Consider the following 19,899-nt stretch of genomic DNA (forward strand, 5'->3'; position numbering starts at 1 on the left):
TTTAAAATAACAAAACCTGAATTCGCAAATTCAGGTTTTAAAATCAATAGAGTATATTTTTTATGGATAAGGAATGGCTTTATCCAGTTCAATCGGATTATAATATTTTTTGATGTCTATCTGCGTTTGTTTAGTCAAACCTGCAAACTCTTCTTTGCTTTTGATTTGCTGCCCATTAATGCGGACATTCCAGTCCGGCTGAAATTCGGTTCTCATTCTGGCATATGGATCATTGTAAAACTCCAGATTCAGTTTTACCCATTTCTTTAAGTCAATGGCAATAGGATTCAGTGAATAATGTTTTTCAAGAAAGCTTTTTGTATCGTATGTTTTTGGCAGATTTTTATTTCGGGAGAAAGAATATATAAAATCTTTCTTATCATCTTCCACATAGAGAACCAGTCCCGGCAATCCTCTGAATTTATAGGGTCCTTCAGGAATGTTGATATCCGGCGTAAACCACGCGGTCCAGTTTCTTCCTCCAAACACAGCAGTTGCTCTTTGTAAATTATAGTTATTGATCTTTTTAGTATCAGCCTCTATTTTCCACTGGATATTATCCTCCGTTTCAAAAACATAATAATAAGGCATCATCATGATCTGAACAAAGTTTTTATTTTTATTGGAATTTCTTTTTCGGATAATGGTTTGTCCGGACTGGCTGGTATGTTGAGAAGAAATTCCCCCGTGAAGAATATTCAGGGAATCGCTTACTAAAAATTCTAATTCATAAAATTTCACTTCCTCCGTATTGATATCCAGCACCATTTCTTCTTTATCATAACTTGTACCATTGGGTTCAAATCTGTATTGAAGTTCATATATAAAGCGGTGGGTTTGCGCATTAATCTGCATCCCAAGCATAAGAATAAGAAGAATGAGTGTCTTTTTCATTAAATGGTCATTAATTTTCTAAAATTACCAAAAACACATTAACCATCAGGTTAATAAAAGGTTAATGATAAAAATACTATTTCAGTAAAATGTTAAAGTTTTATCTTTGTTTCAATGATAGCCAAGAGTAAAATTCTGATTCCGGTTTTTGCCGCCCTGTTCCTCCTTTTACTGGGAATACAGGTTTACTTTATGTATAAAACCTATCAGGTAAAAGAGAGGGACATCTACAGATCCGTGAATGACGGGCTTACCAATTATACAGACAGTCTGGAAGACATTCAGGAAGCTAAAGAGAAAAATGACGACTCCCTTCAGGAAATCATTATACAATATCATAATAAGGAGATCAATAAAAAGGATTTTCTGAATTATTTTATAGAAAACAGAAAGTTTGCCAGAGAAAGACTGATCCATTATATTGACAGCCGCTACCAGAAAGACGGATATGAGATTTCTGCAAGAATCCGGTATCTTTCAATTGTTCATCTGCCAGACAGCACAAAAATAATTACAGAACCTATTGTTATTTTTGAGACACAGGATAAGCTTAAAAAGCCGCGTATTGCAAGTAACGGAAGTTGGGAAACTTCAACCACCAAAAGAGATGATTCGGATAAAGGTCAGGTTGAAAAAAGAAATACTTTTCTTGTCAAAACCCAGACAGATTTTGAGATTAAAAATATAAAGAGTATTGTTTTCAAAGAGCTTACTTTACTGATTATTTGCTGTGCTATACTTCTTTCCGGAGTCCTTCTGCTCTATATCTTCACGATCAGAAATCTGATTCAGCAGCAAAAGCAGGTAGAAGTTCTCCACACCATTGTGGATAACATTTCACATGAGTTTAAAACTCCGATCGCTACTTTAAAAATAGCTTCAAAAGCATTAAAAAAAGAATGGAATCCTGAAACACTTCCTCTTATCGACAGGCAGATTTCCCGGCTTGAAAGCCTGATGTTCCAGCTTCATAAGAATGAAATACCGGATGAGATGACAGCCATACAGCCTGAAGACTGGGATTTTTTCATTCAGGATCTTGCGGTTACTTATTCTGATATTGATTTTAAACTTGAAAATTCAGTTTCACAAAAGCTTCCCTATGATAAAAACCTGATGGAAACAGTCATTAAAAATCTTTGTGAAAACAGTGTCAAATATGGAGCATCTGTTGTGAAAATAAATATCCGTAACAGTTCTCAACAATTAGAAATTGAAGTTTCTGATAACGGTCACGGCATGGAAGCAAAAGAGCTGAATAACATTTTTGAAAAATTCTACAGAATACAGAATAACAATATTCATAATAGTAAAGGGCTTGGACTGGGACTTTATTTCGTGAAGAAAATTATTGCCAATTATAGCGGCAAAACAGAGGTATCCAGCCAGATTAATTTGGGCAGTACTTTTAAAATATCAATTCCTTATGAAAACTAAAATTCTTCTGGCAGAAGACGATCCGGATTTCGGAATGATTCTTAAGCAATATCTTGAATTGGAAGATTTTGAAGTCAGCTGGTTTCAGAATCCTGAAGATGTAGTCCCCTTACTTCAGACTGATTTTCCTTTTCAGATAGGAATTCTGGATGTGATGATGCCCAATATAGACGGTTTCTCGCTGGCTAAAATGATCATCAAGGAAAAAAGTAATTTTCCATTGTTATTTTTAACGGCTAAAAATCAAAAAATAGACCGCCTTACCGGATTAAAAATAGGTGCTGACGATTATATCCCCAAACCCTGCGATCCTGAAGAACTTGTTCTGCGAATTAAAAATATTTTAAAGAGAACACTTCCGGCCGTTACGGAAAGTCAGATAAAAATCGGAGCATTTTCACTGGATACTACCAAACTTCTATTGTCACATCCTAACGGAAACAACCGGCTGACCATACGTGAACAGGAATTGCTGCTGTATCTTCTGAAGCATAACCGTACTATCATTACAAGAGATAATATTCTGGATAATCTCTGGGAAACGAATGATTACTTTACCGGGAGAAGTCTTGATGTATTCATCAGCAGACTCCGTAAATATTTCAACAGTGATCCTCAAATAAAAATCCAATCCCTGAGAGGAATTGGATTTGAAGTCGATTTTCCAACCAACTGATTTTTTATAGGGAAAGGTTCACAATCACCGGAAAATGGTCTGATGGATACAAAAGATTTTCTCTTCTGTCATTGATGTGTCGGTGAGATCTTATTTTGAAACCTTGTGTAAAAATATAATCAATTCTGTCTTTTGGAACTTCATTGACGTTGAAGCCAGTAAAAGTTCCTACCGGACCGTAATGTTTGGTTTCAGAATGGTAGAAAGTGTCTTTCATATTCTGTGAAAGAATTTTAATGGGTTCTGAATCATCTGTCAGGTTAAAGTCTCCGCTTAGGGCCACCGGAAGATTTTTTGGATTCAGTTCTTTTATTTTTTTCAGGATAAGTTCGGAAGATTTTACCCTTGCTACATTTCCTACATGATCGAAATGAAGATTCATCGCCAGGAATTCTTTCTTTGATTGTTTATCTTTAAATACAGCATAGGTACAGATTCTGTTCAATGCAGCATCCCAGCCTTTTGAGGGTTTTTCCGGAGTTTCAGATAACCAGAACGTTCCTGATTTTACAACTTCAAGTTTGTTCGTATCATAAAAAATAGCGGAAAATTCTCCTTTTTCTTTGCCATCATCTCTTCCTACTCCTATATAATTATAGTTTTTTAATCCTGTTTTAATATCTTTCATCTGTTCCGGAAGCGCTTCCTGTACTCCGAAATAATCAGGATGATAATAGGTCAGCAAATCTGCAACATCCTGCTTTCTTTTTGGCCAGGCATTGTCTTTATCAGACTCTACATTCAGTCTGATATTAAAACTCATTACGGTAAGGTCCTGTGAAAATCCTAATGCAAAAAACATCAGAAACACCATTGAAAATCTGAAATTCATATATTATTTTATCAGTAAGAGACAAAAATAAAACTTCTCCGCGACAGAAAAGCTTTATTGATGTGATTATATTGTTAAATTATCTTTTTCTTCTTCTATAGATATAAAATATTCCTGAAATCCGGACTCCGAAACCGGTAACGGGCTTTCAAGCTTTACAACGCCTATGGTTTTATAATGAGAGGCCAGTTTTATGCTTTTACTTTTGAGAAGAACTTCAAGCTTTTTAAAATTTATATCTTTCTTTAAAACTGCGAGATAAGTGATCATAAGTATACCTGTATTAAACCGTTTCCAATATCTCTGTATTTTATGCCTTCAATAGGCCTTGCTTTTTTTTCAATCAGTTCCCAGATCTCTTTTGCTGATTTATCCGGAAACTGTTCCATGTACAAAGCAGCAAGTCCGGAAACATACGGCGCTGCCATGCTTGTACCACTCATGCTGTAATACAAATTATTTTTGTTCTTTGCGTTTTTAGGATAGGCACTTACAATATCTACTCCGGGAGCACAGACATTGATATTTCCTCCTGTGGAAGGATTGATTCCTGCGTTTGAAAATCTGGCGATCTTCATTTGACTGTCAATAGCTCCAACAGCCATAATTGATTTTGAATTAGCCGGCATTGAAACGGGTTGCGGAATCTGTGGCCTGCTGCTGTCATTTCCTGCGGCCGCTATAATAAGACAGCCATTCTCCAGCGCCCGTTCTCCGATGGTTTCAAATAAAACAGAAGGTTGGTCATCCAATTTCACCGGGGATGCCAGCGAAAGAGATAATATTCTGATTTTTTTCGTAATCGCCCAGTCTATAGCGTCTATTACACTGCTGGTAGTACCTCTTCCATTATCCGCGAGTACTTTTGCAATTTTCAGATTGCAGCCTCTGGCAATTCCATAACGGTTTCCATTATCACTTCTGATATTTCCTGTTGCTACTCCTGCGCAATGAGTACCATGTCCGTTGGGATCCCGGTTCCAGTCTTCACCGTCTATGAAAGATTTACCTTCAATTTCTTCAGAGGAGAAATCAGGATGGGAAGTTTCAAGTCCGGTATCCAGAATGCAGACATCAATACCTTTTCCTGTATAGTTGGCATTTCCCAGCCCAATAGCTTTTAATCCCCACTCCATTTCAACAAATGATTGTTGAGGTAAAGGTTTGCCGGTAATATATTTTTCAAGTTCTGAAATTTTTTCTGCGAGTCCGGCAGATTGTTTTTTAAGTTCATTAATCAACTGTAATTCATCTGCAGGAAAAAATTCTCTTTCCTTTTCGTAATAAATAATAGGATTTGATTCATTTTTTACAGCACTTTTCAACTGATCTTCATCCATATTTTCCACCACAAGAACTCCCAGGTTTTTGTAAAGCACTCCGTTATCCTGATCAATGATTTCATAGGAACGGTTTTCTTTGGAGAGAAACTCTGAAGAAGTAATATTCACTTCAAGCTCTTTCTCTATTTTCTTGAGTGCAGTTTTCTGTTGATCCTGCAGCAAAACGATATATCTTCCGGTTTTCATAATGATGTTTTTAAATTAATTTCAGAAATACCTTTTCCAGAATAAGAAAAATATCCTCGGGAATAATGGTCAGTCTGAGCTTTTTATTAATTCCCGATATTGCTGTATTCTGCTCAACCAATGAAGTCCAGAAGCGTTCAATTTTGGGAATAGAATTCATTTCTTTCAGCTTTTCATCATCCAGAATACCGTTCTGATATAATGAGACAATGATTCCTGAGATAAGTTCTTCTGCATCGTCAAGCTTTTTATTTTCCTTAGTATATATTTCCATCAGAATATCATACATACTTTCCATTCCGTTGAATGAAAATCCTCCGAGAAGCTCTCGTCTTCCAGTCGCTATTTTCTCCATTTTAATAGGATTAAAACCTCTTTTAACGGTAGAAATCATATTCATAATCTTCAACACTTCAGATTCGTGGCTGGTGTTTCCTTTGGTACGGAAATATTCAAGAACCTCATTAAGGAATACGTCAAACCGGGCATCAAAGTCAAATGATTTTGACAGATACAAAGCCTGAACATCATTGAAATGTTCCAGAAGCTCCTTAATTTTCTGTACCGTAAAGTGAATAAGTTCCTGCATTACTCAAAAGTTATCTGTTCTATTTCATTACCGTCTTTATCTTTGTAGGACACAATCCTGATTCCTTCTTCCTCCATTTCCACATGAAGGTTGATGAATAGTTTATCTTTATCTTCCGCAGCGCTGGTATTGGGATCTATGTAGATGTTGTTCAGTTTTGCATTCACCAGCGTATATTTATTCAGCAGAATCTTTGAAAAAATCTCTTTCAATTCATCAGTTTCGTCTTCTGTTGTGCCATCTTGAGGCCGAAAGATTCCGGAATTAAGAAGCTGTACTTTGTGTCTGAGATCCAGCTTAAGAACTTCATTAGCAGGAAGCTTCCCAAATTTCTGATCATTTTTTTCCAGTTTACTGAACAGTGTTTTGAACTCTTCGGTCTGAATCTGTTTTATGGTAATTTGAGGAATATTCATCCTTTTCTCCTTGTTCACCAGGCGAATTCTCTCATTCAGTTCTGTAACGAACTGATCCTGATTCAGTTTAAAATTATATTTGGGAGCTGAATCTATATCTGTAATTTTGATCGGAATATCCATCTTTACACTGGGCAGGGCATATCGTGGAACCTTAAAATATTTAAGATATTCATGACGGGCATATTCTTTTGCAATAAGAACAGCATTTTCGTCTGCCTTTTTACGAGCCTGAATTATCTCGTTGTTGAGATAATCCAGGTAATCTGATAGTTTTATCATCTTTCGTAAAATAAATTATTGTGAAAGAAGCCCAAGCACTTTTTCAAGTCCGGCAGGCATTTCGTCATTGGTTGCACGTACTTTTACCCCAAGAGAATATTCTTTTTCAACCTTGATTCCTGTACTGGAAGTTCTTTTGTAAGATACATCCACTTTGAATTTTACAGGTCCCCATCCTCCGGATACTCCTGCATTAATACCGAATTCGTCGCTTACGTCCTTCGTGTAAGTAGAATTAAGTTTAACATTAAAGTCTACTTCACACGTTTCAATTCTGAAACTTGGAACATTCAGTAATGCGATAAAAGGAACGGTAAGTTCTACCGGATCTGGAATTGTTTTAGGATTGGTATTATCTACCGGCTTATCTGGATCAAAATCCGGGTTGGGAATGTTTTTCGTGTATTTGAATTCCGCCATTCTCAGTTTTTTCGCACTATTCGGGTTGTTAGGATCCGTAAGCTCAAAACCTACTTCATTGATGAAATTAACGGTGGCAATAGAAGCATTAGACTGCGCTTTTACACAAGCATCCAAAGGACCGCCAATGATGGTCGCAAAGTCAATACTTCCCAATTCTGCTGCAAAATCTGCACTGGCAGCGTCTGAAGTTCTGAAAATCTCTTCATCAGCAGCCATTTTACCCGCAATAAGCTTCATGATTTCTGAAGAAACTCCGGAAAAGGATTTTTCCCACTTAGCATCGTAATTCTTTTTGAAATCTTCAACAATATTCAGCAATTCTTTGTTGGTCAATGTGTTTAATTCTGAAATCTCAATTCCTGATACTTTTTCATAGACTGCCGGAGTAAGAACTTTTTCAACTCCTGACAAAAGGTCAATTAACTCATTTTTTGTTTTTTTGGCGTGGCTTGCTTCAAGCACCGATTTTAATGTTTCCATGTTGTTTTTGTTTTTGATTAATATTGTAGGACAAAATTATATTGCAGACCACTCAAACATTGCAGGAGAACACCTCTACTTACCCGGGAAAAACACCCTAAAAAAATAAAAGCCTGAACTTACGATGGTAAGCTCAGGCTTTTGTGACATATAGATTCATCGATATTTATCAGCAAAACATTCTATGCAGGTTTTTTGCTGTTGTTTTCCAGATTGACATCAGGCACTACTGAATTCGGATCCAGCTTCACCTCATTTATTTCTTTTGTAGAATCTACTTTGAATGTCCATTCTGTATTTCTTTTCCAAACCTCAACAGGAATTTTCACTGTTTGCGCAGTTCCATCTTTGAATTTTAACTGTACCGTGGTAGGCATTGGCATTTGCCCAAGATTTTCAACAGTGATCTGAACTCCGTTCTTAAAGTCACCATTGATATATTTTACATTTTTAACGGCCTGATCAATTTTCCATTTATTAAAGAACCACCCTCTCCAGAACCAGTTCAGTTCTTCTCCGGAAACATTTTCCATAGTGTGGAAGAAATCCCATGGTGTAGGATGTTTAAAAGCCCAACGGTCTATATATGTTCTGAATGCTTTATCAAACTTTTCAGGTCCGAGAATAGTTTCTCTTAAAACATCCAATCCTGTTCCCGGCTTATAATAAGCCAAAGCACCGATACTTCTTTCTTTCATATTGTCCGGTCCTACCATTACAGGCTCCAGGCTGTCCGTCAGCAGATACATTCCTGATCTTGCCAGATTCGGTTTATTATAATACTCTCCTTTATTGAAAGCTTCAGTTGAAAGTCCATTAATGAATGTATTGAATCCTTCATCCATCCATGCAAACAGCCTTTCATTAGAGCCTACGATCATAGGAAACCAGTTGTGCCCGAACTCGTGATCTGTAACACCCCAAAGATCTTCTCCTTTGGAATCCATATGACAGAATACAATTCCCGGGTATTCCATTCCGCCTTCATTTCCTGCTACATTGGTAGCTGCCGGATATGTGTATTCATACCATTTTTTTGAATAATGTTCTATGGCAGCCTTTGTATATTCTGTAGATCTTCCCCAAGCTTTTTCACCAGCACTTTCTGCCGGATAAGCAGAAATAGCCAATGATTTTTTTCCACTAGGCAGATTGATTTTTGCAGCATCTAAAATAAATCCGGCAGAAGAAGCCCAGGCAAAATCTCTGGTCTGTGTTATTTTAAATTTCCATGTTTTTGTACCGGAAGATTTATTTTTACCGATTTCAGATTCAGGATGAATCATCACCGTTTTATCACTGTTTCTTGCCTCGTTCCATCTGTTGATCTCTTCTTTGCTGTAGACTTCTTTCTCATTCAGAAGTTCTCCGGATGCTACTACGTAATGATTGGCAGGAACCGTAATATTGGCTGTAATGTTCCCATATTCCAAATAAAACTCCGAAGCTCCAAGATATGGAAGCGTATTCCAGCCCATGACATCATCATACACACACATTCTCGGGTACCATTGTGCCATAGTAAATATTTTACCGTTTTTGGTGTCCTGTATTCCCATTCTGTCTGAACCATATTCGGGAGAGACAAAAGAATATTCAATTTCTATTTTGGCAACTCCTCCATTGGCTTTCAGTTCCTTTGGAAGATCAATCTGCATTCTGGTATCGGTAATGGTATATTTCACCTCTCTTTTTCCGTCAAGCTTTACGGATTTAATTTTATATCCGCCATTAAATTCTTCACCATGAGCTCCGTTTCTGCTTCCCGAAAGCGGAACTACACCGTTTCCTCTGGAATCTTTTGCAAACAGATTCTGATCCAGCTGCAGCCAAAGAAAACCTAATTTATCCGGGCTGTTGTTGGTATAGGTAATCTGCGCTGTACCGGTAATCTCTTTTTTATCTTCATTCAGGCTGACATTCAAATGATAATCTGCTGAATTCTGCCAATAAGCATGTCCCGGCTGTCCGCTTGCAGAACGTGTTGCTGTACCTGTCTGCGGATAGAAAAACGGCTTAAATGCCTCTACATAATCATATTTTGGGGTTTCCTGCGCATGTACAGAGCCTGAAAACAGGATAACTGCAACGGTGGAAACGAGGGTTGGAAGTTTAAAATTCATATGAAAAATATTATTTTACTGTATAGGTAAAAAAAACTCCCGGAATTGTTACACATCCGGGAGCTTTTTTAATATAAGTTTAATTTAATTTGATTTTTTTGCTTTAATCATGGCTTCTAAAGCATCCCACATTTCACGAGGAATTTCTTCAAGCATATTAAATTCTCCGGCTCCCTGAAGCCATTCTCCTCCATCAATGGTTACTACCTCACCATTCATATACGCTGAATAATCAGAAACCAGATAAGCAGCAAGATTGGCAAGCTCCTGGTGTTCTCCTACTCTTCTCAACGGAACTTTTTTCTTCATATCGAATTTCTCCTGAAGATCTCCCGGAAGAAGCCTGTCCCAAGCTCCTTTTGTAGGGAAAGGTCCCGGCGCAATAGCATTGAAACGAATTCCGTATTTTGCCCATTCTACAGCCAGTGATCGGGTCATCGCCAAGACTCCTGCTTTTGCACAGGCAGATGGTACTACATAGGCAGAACCTGTCCATGCGTAAGTTGTTACGATATTTAATACAGTTCCCGGAGTTTTAGAATCTATCCAATGCTTTCCTACAGAAAGAGTACAGTTTTTTGTTCCTTTTAAAACAATATCCAGAATAGAATCAAAAGCCGAGTGAGTCAGTTTTTCTGTTGGAGAGATAAAATTTCCGGCAGCGTTATTCAATAAGATATCAATCTTTCCGAATTCTTTCAGGGTAGCTTCTTTCATCGCTTCCACTTCATCCCAGTTTCTTACATCACACGCTACACAAAGTACTTTACCTCCTGTTTCATCTTCCAGTTCCTTAGCTGTAGTTTGTAATTTTTCCAGATTTCTGGAAGTAATCACTACTTTGGCGCCCAGTTCAAGAAAGTATTTAGTCATTGCTTTTCCAAGACCGCTTCCGCCTCCTGTTACAATTGCTACTTTATCTTTTAGTGCACCTTCGCGCAGCATAGGTTGTGTATATAGACTCATAAAATATTTTTTCTTAAAAATAATAAATATTAAAATGCAATCCTTTAAAATAGATTGAGAAATAATGCTACAAATAATTATTCTTTAGATTATTTTAAAAACTAATCAAATATTTAAAAAGAAAATAGCCTGATAATTGTTATCAGGCTATTTATTATTTGTTAAAACGATATATTAAGAAGCTACCACTCCTTTGAAAGAAAGTGTCTTAGGAGTTTTGCTGTCACTTGTAGTAACGTTTACAGTCTTCATAAACGGACCTGCTGCCGCTGCGTTATAGCTCGCTTCTACAAATCCTTTTTTTCCTGGCTGGATAGGAGTTTTTGTATAATCAGCTGTAGTACATCCGCATGAAGGCGCTACATTCTGAATAATGATTGGTTTTGAACTTGTATTGGTAAATTCAAATCTGATCAATTTTGGTTTCCCCTGAGGAATATTTCCTACGTCTATAGATTCTGATTTCCATTTAATAGCATCAGCTACCATTTTTACAATGGATGGAGCGTCTGCAGTAAGTACATTAGCATAAAAAGGAGAGAATGCCAACACTGCCAAAAGAGCTGTAATTTTTAGTTTTTTCATGAGTATAAATTTTAATATTATTTTATTTCGATATAGCAAATGTAAAGCAGACCGTGATTACAACTTGTTAACCGCTGTCAAACATTTGTTAACGAGTTGTTAATAATAAAAGATAAATAGATAATTTTGGATAATATTGTTTCAGGAAATGAAAATAAAAAGACTCAATATTATAATAACGCTGGGATTTATTGCTATTATCGGAATTTTAATAGCACAGCTGATGTGGACCCGCCAGGCTTATAATCTTGAAGATAAAAAATTTAATCAGAAGGTCAATATTGCCTTAATGGAAGTTGCGGAAAAACTCTCCGGAGGAAAGACGTCCTATACTGAAAACCCTGTACAGAATATTGCGAATGACTATTATGTGGTAAATATTAACAATGAATTTCATCCTGTAGTGCTGGAGTATTATCTGAAGACAGAATTTACCCGTTTCCAGATCAATACAGATTATGTTTATGCCTTATACAACTGTCACAGTGACAAAATGGTGTACGGAAAGTACATGACGTCACACCAGGAAAGTCCCAGTAATAAAGTGATCAACTTTCCAAAGCACAAAAATCTGATTTATTATTTTTCGATACGTTTTCCTGATAAAACAACTTATCTGATCAGTTCATTAAGGTTCTGGTATCTTCTTACATTTGCCCTTATTATCATTCTTCTGGTGTATGTATATTCTATTTATACCATTATTCAGCAGAAGAAATTTTCGGAGTTGCAGCGTGACTTCATCAATAATATGACTCACGAGTTTAAAACGCCTCTATCTTCGATACTTTTAGCTTCAGAGGCACTCAATAAGCAGAATCTGGTGCAGGACAATTCCAAATTGCAGACCTATACATCCATCATTATCAACCAAAGTCATAAGCTTAACAATCATATTGAGAAAATACTGAATATTGCTAAAAACGATGCCGCAGGACTGTCATTAAAGCCCCAAAAAATTCTATTGCTTCCCTTTATTCAGGAGATTGCAGATAGTATAGAGTACAAAAATAAAGACCTCAGCATCGAAATTGATATTGAAAACAGCACTTCAGTAATGGCCGATGAATTCCACTTTACCAACATTATTTATAACCTATTGGATAATTCCATCAAGTATTGTGAAACAAAGCCAGTGATTAAAATTTCAGCTTATAAAGATTCAAAAGGCTTATATTTAAAGTTTAAAGACAACGGAATGGGGATTCCCGCTAAAAATATTCCTCATATTTTTGAAAAATTTTATAGGGTACATACCAAAAGAAGTGAAGAAGTGAATGGTTTTGGTTTGGGATTATTTTATGTAAAGAAAGTCGTTCAACAGCATCACTGGAAAATTTCTGTTGAGAATAATGAAGATAAAGGAATTACTACTACCCTGTTTTTTCCGTTTTCAAATAATCATGTGTAAGTATGGAGAAATCTAAAATTTTATATGCCGAAGATGACAAAACAATAGCTTTCCTGGTGGAAGACAGTCTTGAGAGTTATTATGACATCAGCTGTTACTCGGATGGTGAATCAGCATTGGAAGCATTTAACAATCAGAATTTTGATATTTGCCTGCTGGATATTATGATGCCCGGCATGAACGGATTTGAAATAGCCGAACATATCCGCAGTAAAAATTCTGAGATCCCTATTATTTTCATTTCTGCAAAAGCGTTAAAAGAAGACAGAATAAAAGGTCTTAAAATAGGTGCCGATGATTATCTGGTAAAGCCATTCAGTATTGAAGAACTGATGCTGAAAATTGAAGTTTTCCTGAAACGCACCAAGAAAACAGATACTTCCCCTCTAAAGTATAAAGTAGGAAAGTATGATTTTGATCCCAAAAACTATACGCTGCAAGGCATAGAAAACAGCATTACTCTTACCCAAAGAGAATCTGATCTGCTTTTGTATTTTATCTGTCACAAGAATCTGGTTGTCAAAAGGCAGGATATTCTGAAGGCAATCTGGGGTGATGATGACTATTTTATGGGGCGCAGCCTCGATGTATTTATTTCCCGGTTGCGAAAGGTGCTTGCCGAAGAACGGAATGTTTTAATAGAAAACCTGCATGGAATAGGTTTTCGTTTTTCTGAAAAAGAATAAATAGTACCTGAATTTATTTAAAACACAATAGCAAATGATGATTTTAATTAATTTTAAACTTTGAAAAATTGTCATTAATGAAAAATCACAGACCCATTGTTTTTCTTTCTCTATTATTTTTAAGTGCAAGCTTTCATGCCCAAAAATTTGAAAAATTAACACAATACGTCAATCCGCTGATCGGCACTGAAAAAATGGGCCATACTTATCCCGGAGCTACAGTTCCCTTTGGCGCGGTACAGCTAAGCCCTGAAACAGATACTATATCTTATGAACTTAACGGAAAATATAATGGCGAGGTTTATAAATACTGCGCAGGCTACCGCTATGAAGATAAAACCATTGTAGGTTTCAGTTCCACCCACTTCAGCGGAACGGGACATTCTGATCTCGGAGATTTCCTGATAATGCCTACTGTAGGAAAACTGCAGTTGAATCCCGGAACAGCTTCCAATCCTGAAAGCGGCTATAGAAGCAGATTTTCTCACCAAAACGAAACAGCTGAAGCTGGATATTACAAAGTAAAACTGGATGATCACAATATTCTGGCAGAGCTTACAGCGACTCCAAGAGTTGGAATCCACCGCTATACTTTCCCAAAGTCTGATCAGTCTCATATTATTCTGGATCTGATGGCTGGCATTTACAATTATGATGGAAAAAATGTATGGACATACGTGCGTGTAGAAAACGGAAATACCATCACCGGATATCGCCAGACCAATGGCTGGGCAAGAACAAGAACGGTTTATTTTGCGATGAAGTTTTCAAAACCTTTTAAATCTTATGGTCAGAAAAACTACGATGAGAAGCAGGTTTATAAAGGGTTTTGGAGAAAATTTGACCAAAATCAGAATTTCCCTGAGATTGCGGGAAAGAACCTGAAGATGTTTTTCGATTTTGACACTAATGATAATGAAGCTATTGAAGTAAAGCTTGCCATTTCTCCTGTAAGTCAAACCAACGCTTTGGAAAACCTGGAAAAAGAAGCCGGAGGTATGAATTTCGATCAGGTTAAGACTCAGGCTCAAAGCAGCTGGAACAAAGAGTTGAACAAAATTGTCATTAAAGGTTCTGATATGGAAAAAACGAATTTTTATACCGCGATGTATCACACCTTTATCAATCCAACGACTTACATGGATGTTAACGGAGAATATAAAGGTCTGGATCAGAACGTTCATAAAGCAGACGGCTTTACCAATTATACGACCTTCTCTTTATGGGATACTTACCGTACTCTTCATCCATTCTTTAATATTATTCAGCCCAAACGGAATAGTGATATGGTAAAATCTATGATGGCTCATTATAACCAGTTTTCTATGAAAATGCTGCCCATCTGGTCGCATTATGCCAATGACAACTGGTGTATGAGTGGTTATCACAGTGTAAGTGTAGTGGCAGATGCTATTATTAAAGGAAATTATGAAGGAGATCCTGAAGAAGCATTAAAAGCATGTATAGAAACGGCTAACAAAAGAAATTATGAAGGAATCGGCCAATATATCGATCTTGGATATATTCCGGCTGAGAAAAGCGGAACTTCAGTTTCCAATACACTGGAATATGCTTATGATGACTGGGCTATTGCTCAATTGGCAAAACATTTAAACAAAACAGAAATTTACAATCAGTTTATCAAGCGATCTGAAAACTGGAAAAATAATTTTGACAAAACAATAGGATTTATGCGTCCGCGTCTGGCAGATGGAAGCTTTAAAAAAGATTTTGATGTGTTAAGCACTCATGGACAGGGCTTTATTGAAGGAAATTCATGGAACTACAGTTTCTTTGTTCCACAAAATCCTGATGAACTGATTACCATGATGGGTGGAAAGAAAAAATTTGCCTCAAAGCTGGATGAACTATTCACGATGCATCTACCTGATGAGTTTTTCGCAGACACTGAAGACATTACAAGAGAAGGAATCATTGGCGGATATGTTCACGGAAACGAACCCGCTCACCATGTTGTTTATTTTTATAACTGGGCAGGACAGCCATGGAAAGCACAGGCACAGATCCGCCGTATTTTGGAAATGCAGTATAAAGCTACACCGGATGGGTTGGGCGGAAATGATGACGCGGGACAAATGAGTGCCTGGTATATTTTAAGTTCATTAGGTTTCTATCCTGTAGTGCCCGGTTCAGAAGATTATTCTATTGGAAGTCCTGCGATTGATAACGCTCTGCTGAATCTGGAAAACGGAAAAACTTTTGAAATTGAAGCTATTAATCAAAGTCCGAAAAATGTATATGTTCAAAAGGTTCTTCTGAATGGAAAAGAGATAAAGAATTTTACGCTGAAGCATTCTGAGATTATGAATGGTGGGAAGCTGACATTTTATATGGGCAGTAAGGCGAAAAAGTAAAAAATATATTCTCGCAGATCTGCGAGAGCTAAGAACAAGTTTTGGCTAAAGCCAATGGAAGATTTAAAATAAAAGAGCGGGCTAAAGCCCGCTCCTATTGAATTATCTTGACAATCCCAAGTTAATCTGAGACTATATTCATCGATTATATCTTGTTAATCTCTAGCTTCAAAAAGCAATCTTTCTCCGAACTTTTCCTCAGCAATTGTACCATTATCATATACCAGGTGCCCATTGACAAAAGTGTGGGTAACCTTCGAGTGGAAGTTCATTCCTTCCAAAGGACTCCAGCCGCATTTGTACAGTAAATTATCTTTAGAAACCGTCCAGTTTTCATTTAAATCAACTAAAACCAAATCTGCTTTATATCCTTCCTTCACAAAACCTCTTTTTTCAACTTTAAAAAGGATGGCAGGATTGTGAGACATCTTTTCAACGATTTTCTCAAGGGATATTTTACCGTTTTTATAGTTTTCCAGCATCACAACTAATGAATGTTGTACCAAAGGTGCTCCTGAAGGACATTTTGTATATACATTATTTTTTTCTTCTGCAGTATGTGGAGCGTGATCTGTAGCGATAACATCAATTCTGTCATCTAACAATGCTTCCCAAAGGGCATCTTTATCCTTTTGAGTTTTTACAGCCGGATTCCATTTGATAAGTCCGCCTTTTGTTTCATAATCCTCATTGGTAAAAGTCAGATGGTGAACACACACCTCAGCAGTGATCTTTTTATCTTTTAAAGGAATATCATTTCTGAAAAGTTTCATTTCCTTTGCTGTCGAAAGATGAAAAACATGAAGTCTTGCTCCTGTTTTTTCGGCAAGTTCAATAGCTTTGGAAGAAGATATATAACATGCTTCTTCGCTTCTGATCAAATGATGAAATTTTACAGGAATATCTTCACCATACTCATCCATATATTTTTGAGTATTGGCTCTGATCGTAGCTTCATCTTCACAGTGAACAGCAATCAGCATTTGGGTATTGCTGAAAATATTTTCCAGTGTTTCCGGATTATCCACCAGCATATTTCCTGTAGATGAGCCTAAGAATAATTTGATTCCCGGAACATTTCTTGGATTTGTTTTCAAAACCTCCTCCAGATTATCGTTGGTTCCTCCCATCATAAAACCATAGTTAGCATAAGCTTTTTGGGAAGCAATCTCATATTTATCTGCTAACAGTTCCTGGGTAACAGCATTAGGTACTGTATTGGGCTGATCGATAAAGCTGGTAACTCCACCGGCAATCGCCGCCTTTGATTCACTTTCAATATCTCCTTTATGAGTAAGTCCCGGATCACGGAAATGTACTTGATCATCGATTACTCCAGGAAGAAGATACTTTCCTGAACCATCAATGATCTGATCTGCTTCTTCAGAAATATCAGCAGCTATCCTGGAAATTAAGTCATTTTCTATTAGGATATCGCTTTCAAAGACTTTTCCTTCGTTGACGATATTTGCGTTTTTTATAAGAACTTTCATTTCAATTTATTTCCCCGTAAAATTAAGATTTTATGTTTTAATTCACCCCAAAATCACCAAACGAATACTTAAAGTTTTACATTTGTAAAAAATTTCGACTTTGTATAAGAAACTATTAGGGCAGACAATCATCTATGGAGCGGGGGCTATAGCACCCAGAATTATTTTATTCATCCTGAATCCACTTTTGATTTATAAAATTCCCAATGAAGGTTTTGCGATTTTCACCCAGCTTTATGCGTGGATTTCTTTTGTTAATATCATTCTTTCTTTCGGTTTTGAAACGGCATATTTCCGTTTTTCAGCTGAAGAGGGTAATGAAAAAAGGACGTTCAATACTTCATTCTGGTTTTTGTTTTCAACGTCCACGGTTTTTCTTGCATTGTGCTATTTGCTCAATCAGCCTATTGCAGATTATTTAGGGTATCATGATAATCCTGAATACATCAGATGGTTTGCTTTGATTGCGTTTTTTGATAATTTATTGGTGATTCCGTTTGCATGGCTGCGTTTTCATAATAAACCCATCAAATACTCTGCTGTAAGAGTTGTTCAGGCTATATTTCAGGCTGTTTTTACAGCAGCATTATTCTTCTGGATTCCGGAAAACATATCCAAAAGTTTTGGGTTGGACCAAAATGTAGATTATCCGTTCTTCAGTAATTTGGCAGGAAGCGCTTTAGGAGTTTTATTACTCCTTCCTATTATATTAAAAGTAAGATTTCAGTTTGTGACCTCTTTGTTCGGGCGTATGATCAAATATTCCTTTCCGCTCATGCTGGCAGGTCTGGCTTTTATGGTCAATGAAAATTTCGATAAATCTATCCAGAGAAATCATATTTCAGACGAAGAAGCCGGTGCTTATGGTGGCTGCTATAAACTGGCTGTACTGATGACCTTGTTTGTCACAGCATACCGAATGGGTATTGAACCTTTCTTTTTTAAACAAATGGATAAAGGTGATGCCAAAAAGACCTATGCCAAAGTAGCAGAATACTTTTCCTTTTTTGCCTGTGCCGTAGCGTTAGGAATTATCGCCAATATATCCTGGCTGAAAGAAGTTTTCATTCCCAACAAATCTTATTGGATCGCTATAGACATTATCCCGATTATTGTTATTGCCAATCTCTGCTTCGGAATATATTATAACTTTTCCACCTGGTATAAAGTAACGGACAGGACCAGTGTAGGAACTGTTATTTCATGGCTTGGAGCAGGAATAAACATTGCCCTTAATCTTTTAGCCTTAACTTATTATCACAGCATGATCGGTTCTGCGTGGGCTACGTTTGGAGCCTATGTTATTATGATGATTGTATCTTATCTTCTGGGGCAGAAATATTATCCTATTCCTTACAGAATGAAGAAAATGTCCTTCTTCCTTATATTACTTGCGATCTTTAGTTTTATCATTGTAAAATATCTTAATTATAATATTCTAACAAGTAATGCCCTGTTTCTGATCTTCACCGGAATTTTGATTTATTCCGAAAAAGACTTGATTTTATCGAGAATCAGAAAAAATTAAACTTTGGTCTTTATTTTGATAGTAAACAAACCTATTCAAATATTAAAAAGATATAAATCATATACCAACAAAGGTTTTAATTATTATCTTTAACCAAATTATTAAAATAACTATAAAAAATTTTTTATATAATTTATGAAAATTATTGTTCCTATGGCTGGACGTGGTTCCAGATTACGTCCCCATACACTGACAGTTCCAAAACCGCTTATTCCTATTGCAGGAAAACCTATCGTACAGAGATTGGTGGAAGATATTGCTAAAGTTGCAGGAGAAAATATTGAAGAGGTAGCTTTTATCATCGGAGATTTTGGCCCTGAGATCGAAAGATCCCTTATTCAGATTGCTGAAAAGCTAGGAGCAAAAGGAAGCATATATTATCAGAACGATCCTCTTGGTACTGCTCATGCAATCAAATGTGCTGAGCAATCTATGCAGGGAGATATCGTTATTGCTTTTGCAGATACCCTTTTCCGTGCAGACTTCCAATTAGACAAAAATTCTGATGGAGTGATCTGGGTAAAAAGTGTAGAAGATCCATCTGCTTTCGGAGTTGTAAAATTAGACAATTACGGTTTCATTACAGATTTTGTTGAAAAACCGACTGTTTATGTTTCAGATCTTGCCATCATTGGTATTTATTATTTCAACAGTGCTGAAAAGCTGATGGAAGAGATCAACTATATCATGGACAATGATATTAAAAACGGAGGTGAATATCAATTGACAACAGCCCTTGAAAACCTTAGATCTAAAGGAGCCAAATTTACCCTTGGAAAAGTAAACGACTGGATGGACTGTGGTAACAAAAATGCCACTGTAGAAACCAACAGCAAAATCCTTGAGTATGAAAGAGAGGAAATGATGAAGCACCCTGCCTCTGCTGTGATTGAAAATTCTTTGATTATTCAGCCGTGCTTCATTGGTGAAAATGTAAAAATCTCCAATTCAAAAGTAGGACCTGGAGTTTCATTAGGAAACAATACAACGGTTGTTAATTCTAATATTGAAAACTCCCTGATTCAGGAAAACACCAGAATCAATCACGGAAATCTTTCCAATTCTATGATCGGTAACTCTGCACAATATTTCGGAGTGGCCAGAGAAATTTCTTTGGGAGACTATTCCGTGTTAGATTTTCTATCTAAATAAAAGAATAGAAATTATTTAACTT

General features: G+C 36.6%; 18 protein-coding genes. 7 read left to right on the forward strand and 11 right to left on the reverse strand.

All coding sequences use genetic code 11. The annotated features are described in order from the left end of the window. Positions 1-60: 60 nt before the first annotated feature. Positions 61-894, reverse strand: a complete 834-nt coding sequence (locus tag ACPF63_RS18560; protein ID WP_426480891.1) for a GLPGLI family protein — start codon at positions 892-894, stop codon at positions 61-63. 114 nt (positions 895-1,008) lie between these two features. On the opposite strand from ACPF63_RS18560, the gene ACPF63_RS18565 reads away from it, so the two are divergent. After that, entirely contained in the window at positions 1,009-2,331 is a 1,323-nt protein-coding gene (locus tag ACPF63_RS18565) for a sensor histidine kinase (RefSeq protein ID WP_426480892.1), read from the forward strand. After that, the gene (locus ACPF63_RS18570) at positions 2,321-3,007 is read left to right on the forward strand and encodes a response regulator transcription factor (RefSeq protein ID WP_077413767.1); all 687 of its coding nucleotides are present in this window, start codon (positions 2,321-2,323) and stop codon (positions 3,005-3,007) included. Before ACPF63_RS18565 ends, ACPF63_RS18570 begins: the two co-directional genes overlap by 11 nt. 4 nt (positions 3,008-3,011) lie before the next feature. Here the strand turns inward: ACPF63_RS18570 and ACPF63_RS18575 are convergent, their stop codons facing one another. The 9 genes from ACPF63_RS18575 to ACPF63_RS18615 form a co-directional block, all read right to left on the reverse strand. Continuing rightward, positions 3,012-3,839 carry an endonuclease/exonuclease/phosphatase family protein gene (locus ACPF63_RS18575; protein WP_077413768.1) on the reverse strand — a complete coding sequence of 276 codons (828 nt, stop codon included), beginning with the start codon at positions 3,837-3,839 and terminating at the stop codon, positions 3,012-3,014. 66 nt (positions 3,840-3,905) lie between these two features. Then, on the reverse strand, positions 3,906-4,109 hold the full coding sequence (locus ACPF63_RS18580) for a hypothetical protein (protein ID WP_077413769.1): 204 nt from the start codon (positions 4,107-4,109) through the stop codon (positions 3,906-3,908). Beyond that, positions 4,106-5,368, reverse strand: a complete 1,263-nt coding sequence (locus ACPF63_RS18585; protein WP_426480893.1) for a S8 family peptidase — start codon at positions 5,366-5,368, stop codon at positions 4,106-4,108. The genes ACPF63_RS18580 and ACPF63_RS18585 overlap by 4 nt, the downstream gene beginning before the upstream one ends. A 10-nt stretch (positions 5,369-5,378) precedes the next feature. Next, positions 5,379-5,957, reverse strand: coding sequence for a hypothetical protein (locus tag ACPF63_RS18590; RefSeq protein WP_077413771.1), 579 nt, complete (start codon positions 5,955-5,957; stop codon positions 5,379-5,381). Further along, positions 5,957-6,655, reverse strand: coding sequence for a hypothetical protein (locus ACPF63_RS18595; protein WP_426480894.1), 699 nt, complete (start codon positions 6,653-6,655; stop codon positions 5,957-5,959). Before ACPF63_RS18595 ends, ACPF63_RS18590 begins: the two co-directional genes overlap by 1 nt. 15 nt (positions 6,656-6,670) lie before the next feature. Beyond that, entirely contained in the window at positions 6,671-7,558 is an 888-nt protein-coding gene (locus tag ACPF63_RS18600; RefSeq protein WP_426480895.1) for a DUF2589 domain-containing protein, read from the reverse strand. A gap of 182 nt (positions 7,559-7,740) precedes the next feature. Beyond that, a complete protein-coding gene (locus ACPF63_RS18605; RefSeq protein WP_426480896.1) occupies positions 7,741-9,681 on the reverse strand; it encodes a M1 family metallopeptidase in 1,941 nt (646 codons plus the stop codon). An 84-nt stretch (positions 9,682-9,765) separates the two neighbouring features. Beyond that, positions 9,766-10,647 carry an SDR family oxidoreductase gene (locus tag ACPF63_RS18610; RefSeq protein ID WP_047382900.1) on the reverse strand — a complete coding sequence of 294 codons (882 nt, stop codon included), beginning with the start codon at positions 10,645-10,647 and terminating at the stop codon, positions 9,766-9,768. Positions 10,648-10,821: 174 nt separating this feature from the next. Next, a complete protein-coding gene (locus ACPF63_RS18615; RefSeq protein ID WP_034695742.1) occupies positions 10,822-11,232 on the reverse strand; it encodes a DUF1573 domain-containing protein in 411 nt (136 codons plus the stop codon). 148 nt (positions 11,233-11,380) lie between these two features. Between ACPF63_RS18615 and ACPF63_RS18620 the strand changes: the two genes are divergently transcribed. The 3 genes from ACPF63_RS18620 (at position 11,381) to ACPF63_RS18630 (ending at position 15,704) form a co-directional block, all read left to right on the forward strand. Then, on the forward strand, positions 11,381-12,643 hold the full coding sequence (locus ACPF63_RS18620) for a sensor histidine kinase (RefSeq protein ID WP_180565088.1): 1,263 nt from the start codon (positions 11,381-11,383) through the stop codon (positions 12,641-12,643). A 2-nt stretch (positions 12,644-12,645) separates the two neighbouring features. Then, a complete protein-coding gene (locus tag ACPF63_RS18625) occupies positions 12,646-13,329 on the forward strand; it encodes a response regulator transcription factor (protein ID WP_426480897.1) in 684 nt (227 codons plus the stop codon). 77 nt (positions 13,330-13,406) lie between these two features. Next, a complete protein-coding gene (locus tag ACPF63_RS18630) occupies positions 13,407-15,704 on the forward strand; it encodes a GH92 family glycosyl hydrolase (protein WP_426480898.1) in 2,298 nt (765 codons plus the stop codon). A 155-nt stretch (positions 15,705-15,859) separates the two neighbouring features. Here ACPF63_RS18630 and ACPF63_RS18635 read toward each other — a convergent pair whose 3' ends face one another. Beyond that, positions 15,860-17,197: a dihydroorotase gene (locus tag ACPF63_RS18635; RefSeq protein WP_426480899.1), complete on the reverse strand. Its 1,338-nt coding sequence runs from the start codon at positions 17,195-17,197 to the stop codon at positions 15,860-15,862. A 100-nt stretch (positions 17,198-17,297) separates the two neighbouring features. Here ACPF63_RS18635 and ACPF63_RS18640 point away from each other — a divergent pair, with 100 nt between their 5' ends. Then, positions 17,298-18,725 carry an oligosaccharide flippase family protein gene (locus ACPF63_RS18640; protein ID WP_077413779.1) on the forward strand — a complete coding sequence of 476 codons (1,428 nt, stop codon included), beginning with the start codon at positions 17,298-17,300 and terminating at the stop codon, positions 18,723-18,725. A gap of 135 nt (positions 18,726-18,860) precedes the next feature. Further along, positions 18,861-19,877, forward strand: coding sequence for a sugar phosphate nucleotidyltransferase (locus ACPF63_RS18645; protein ID WP_426480900.1), 1,017 nt, complete (start codon positions 18,861-18,863; stop codon positions 19,875-19,877). Positions 19,878-19,899 lie beyond the last annotated feature (22 nt).

The organism is Chryseobacterium sp. R2ACT005 (assembly GCF_049949215.1).
Classification (GTDB): Bacteria; Bacteroidota; Bacteroidia; order Flavobacteriales; family Weeksellaceae; genus Chryseobacterium.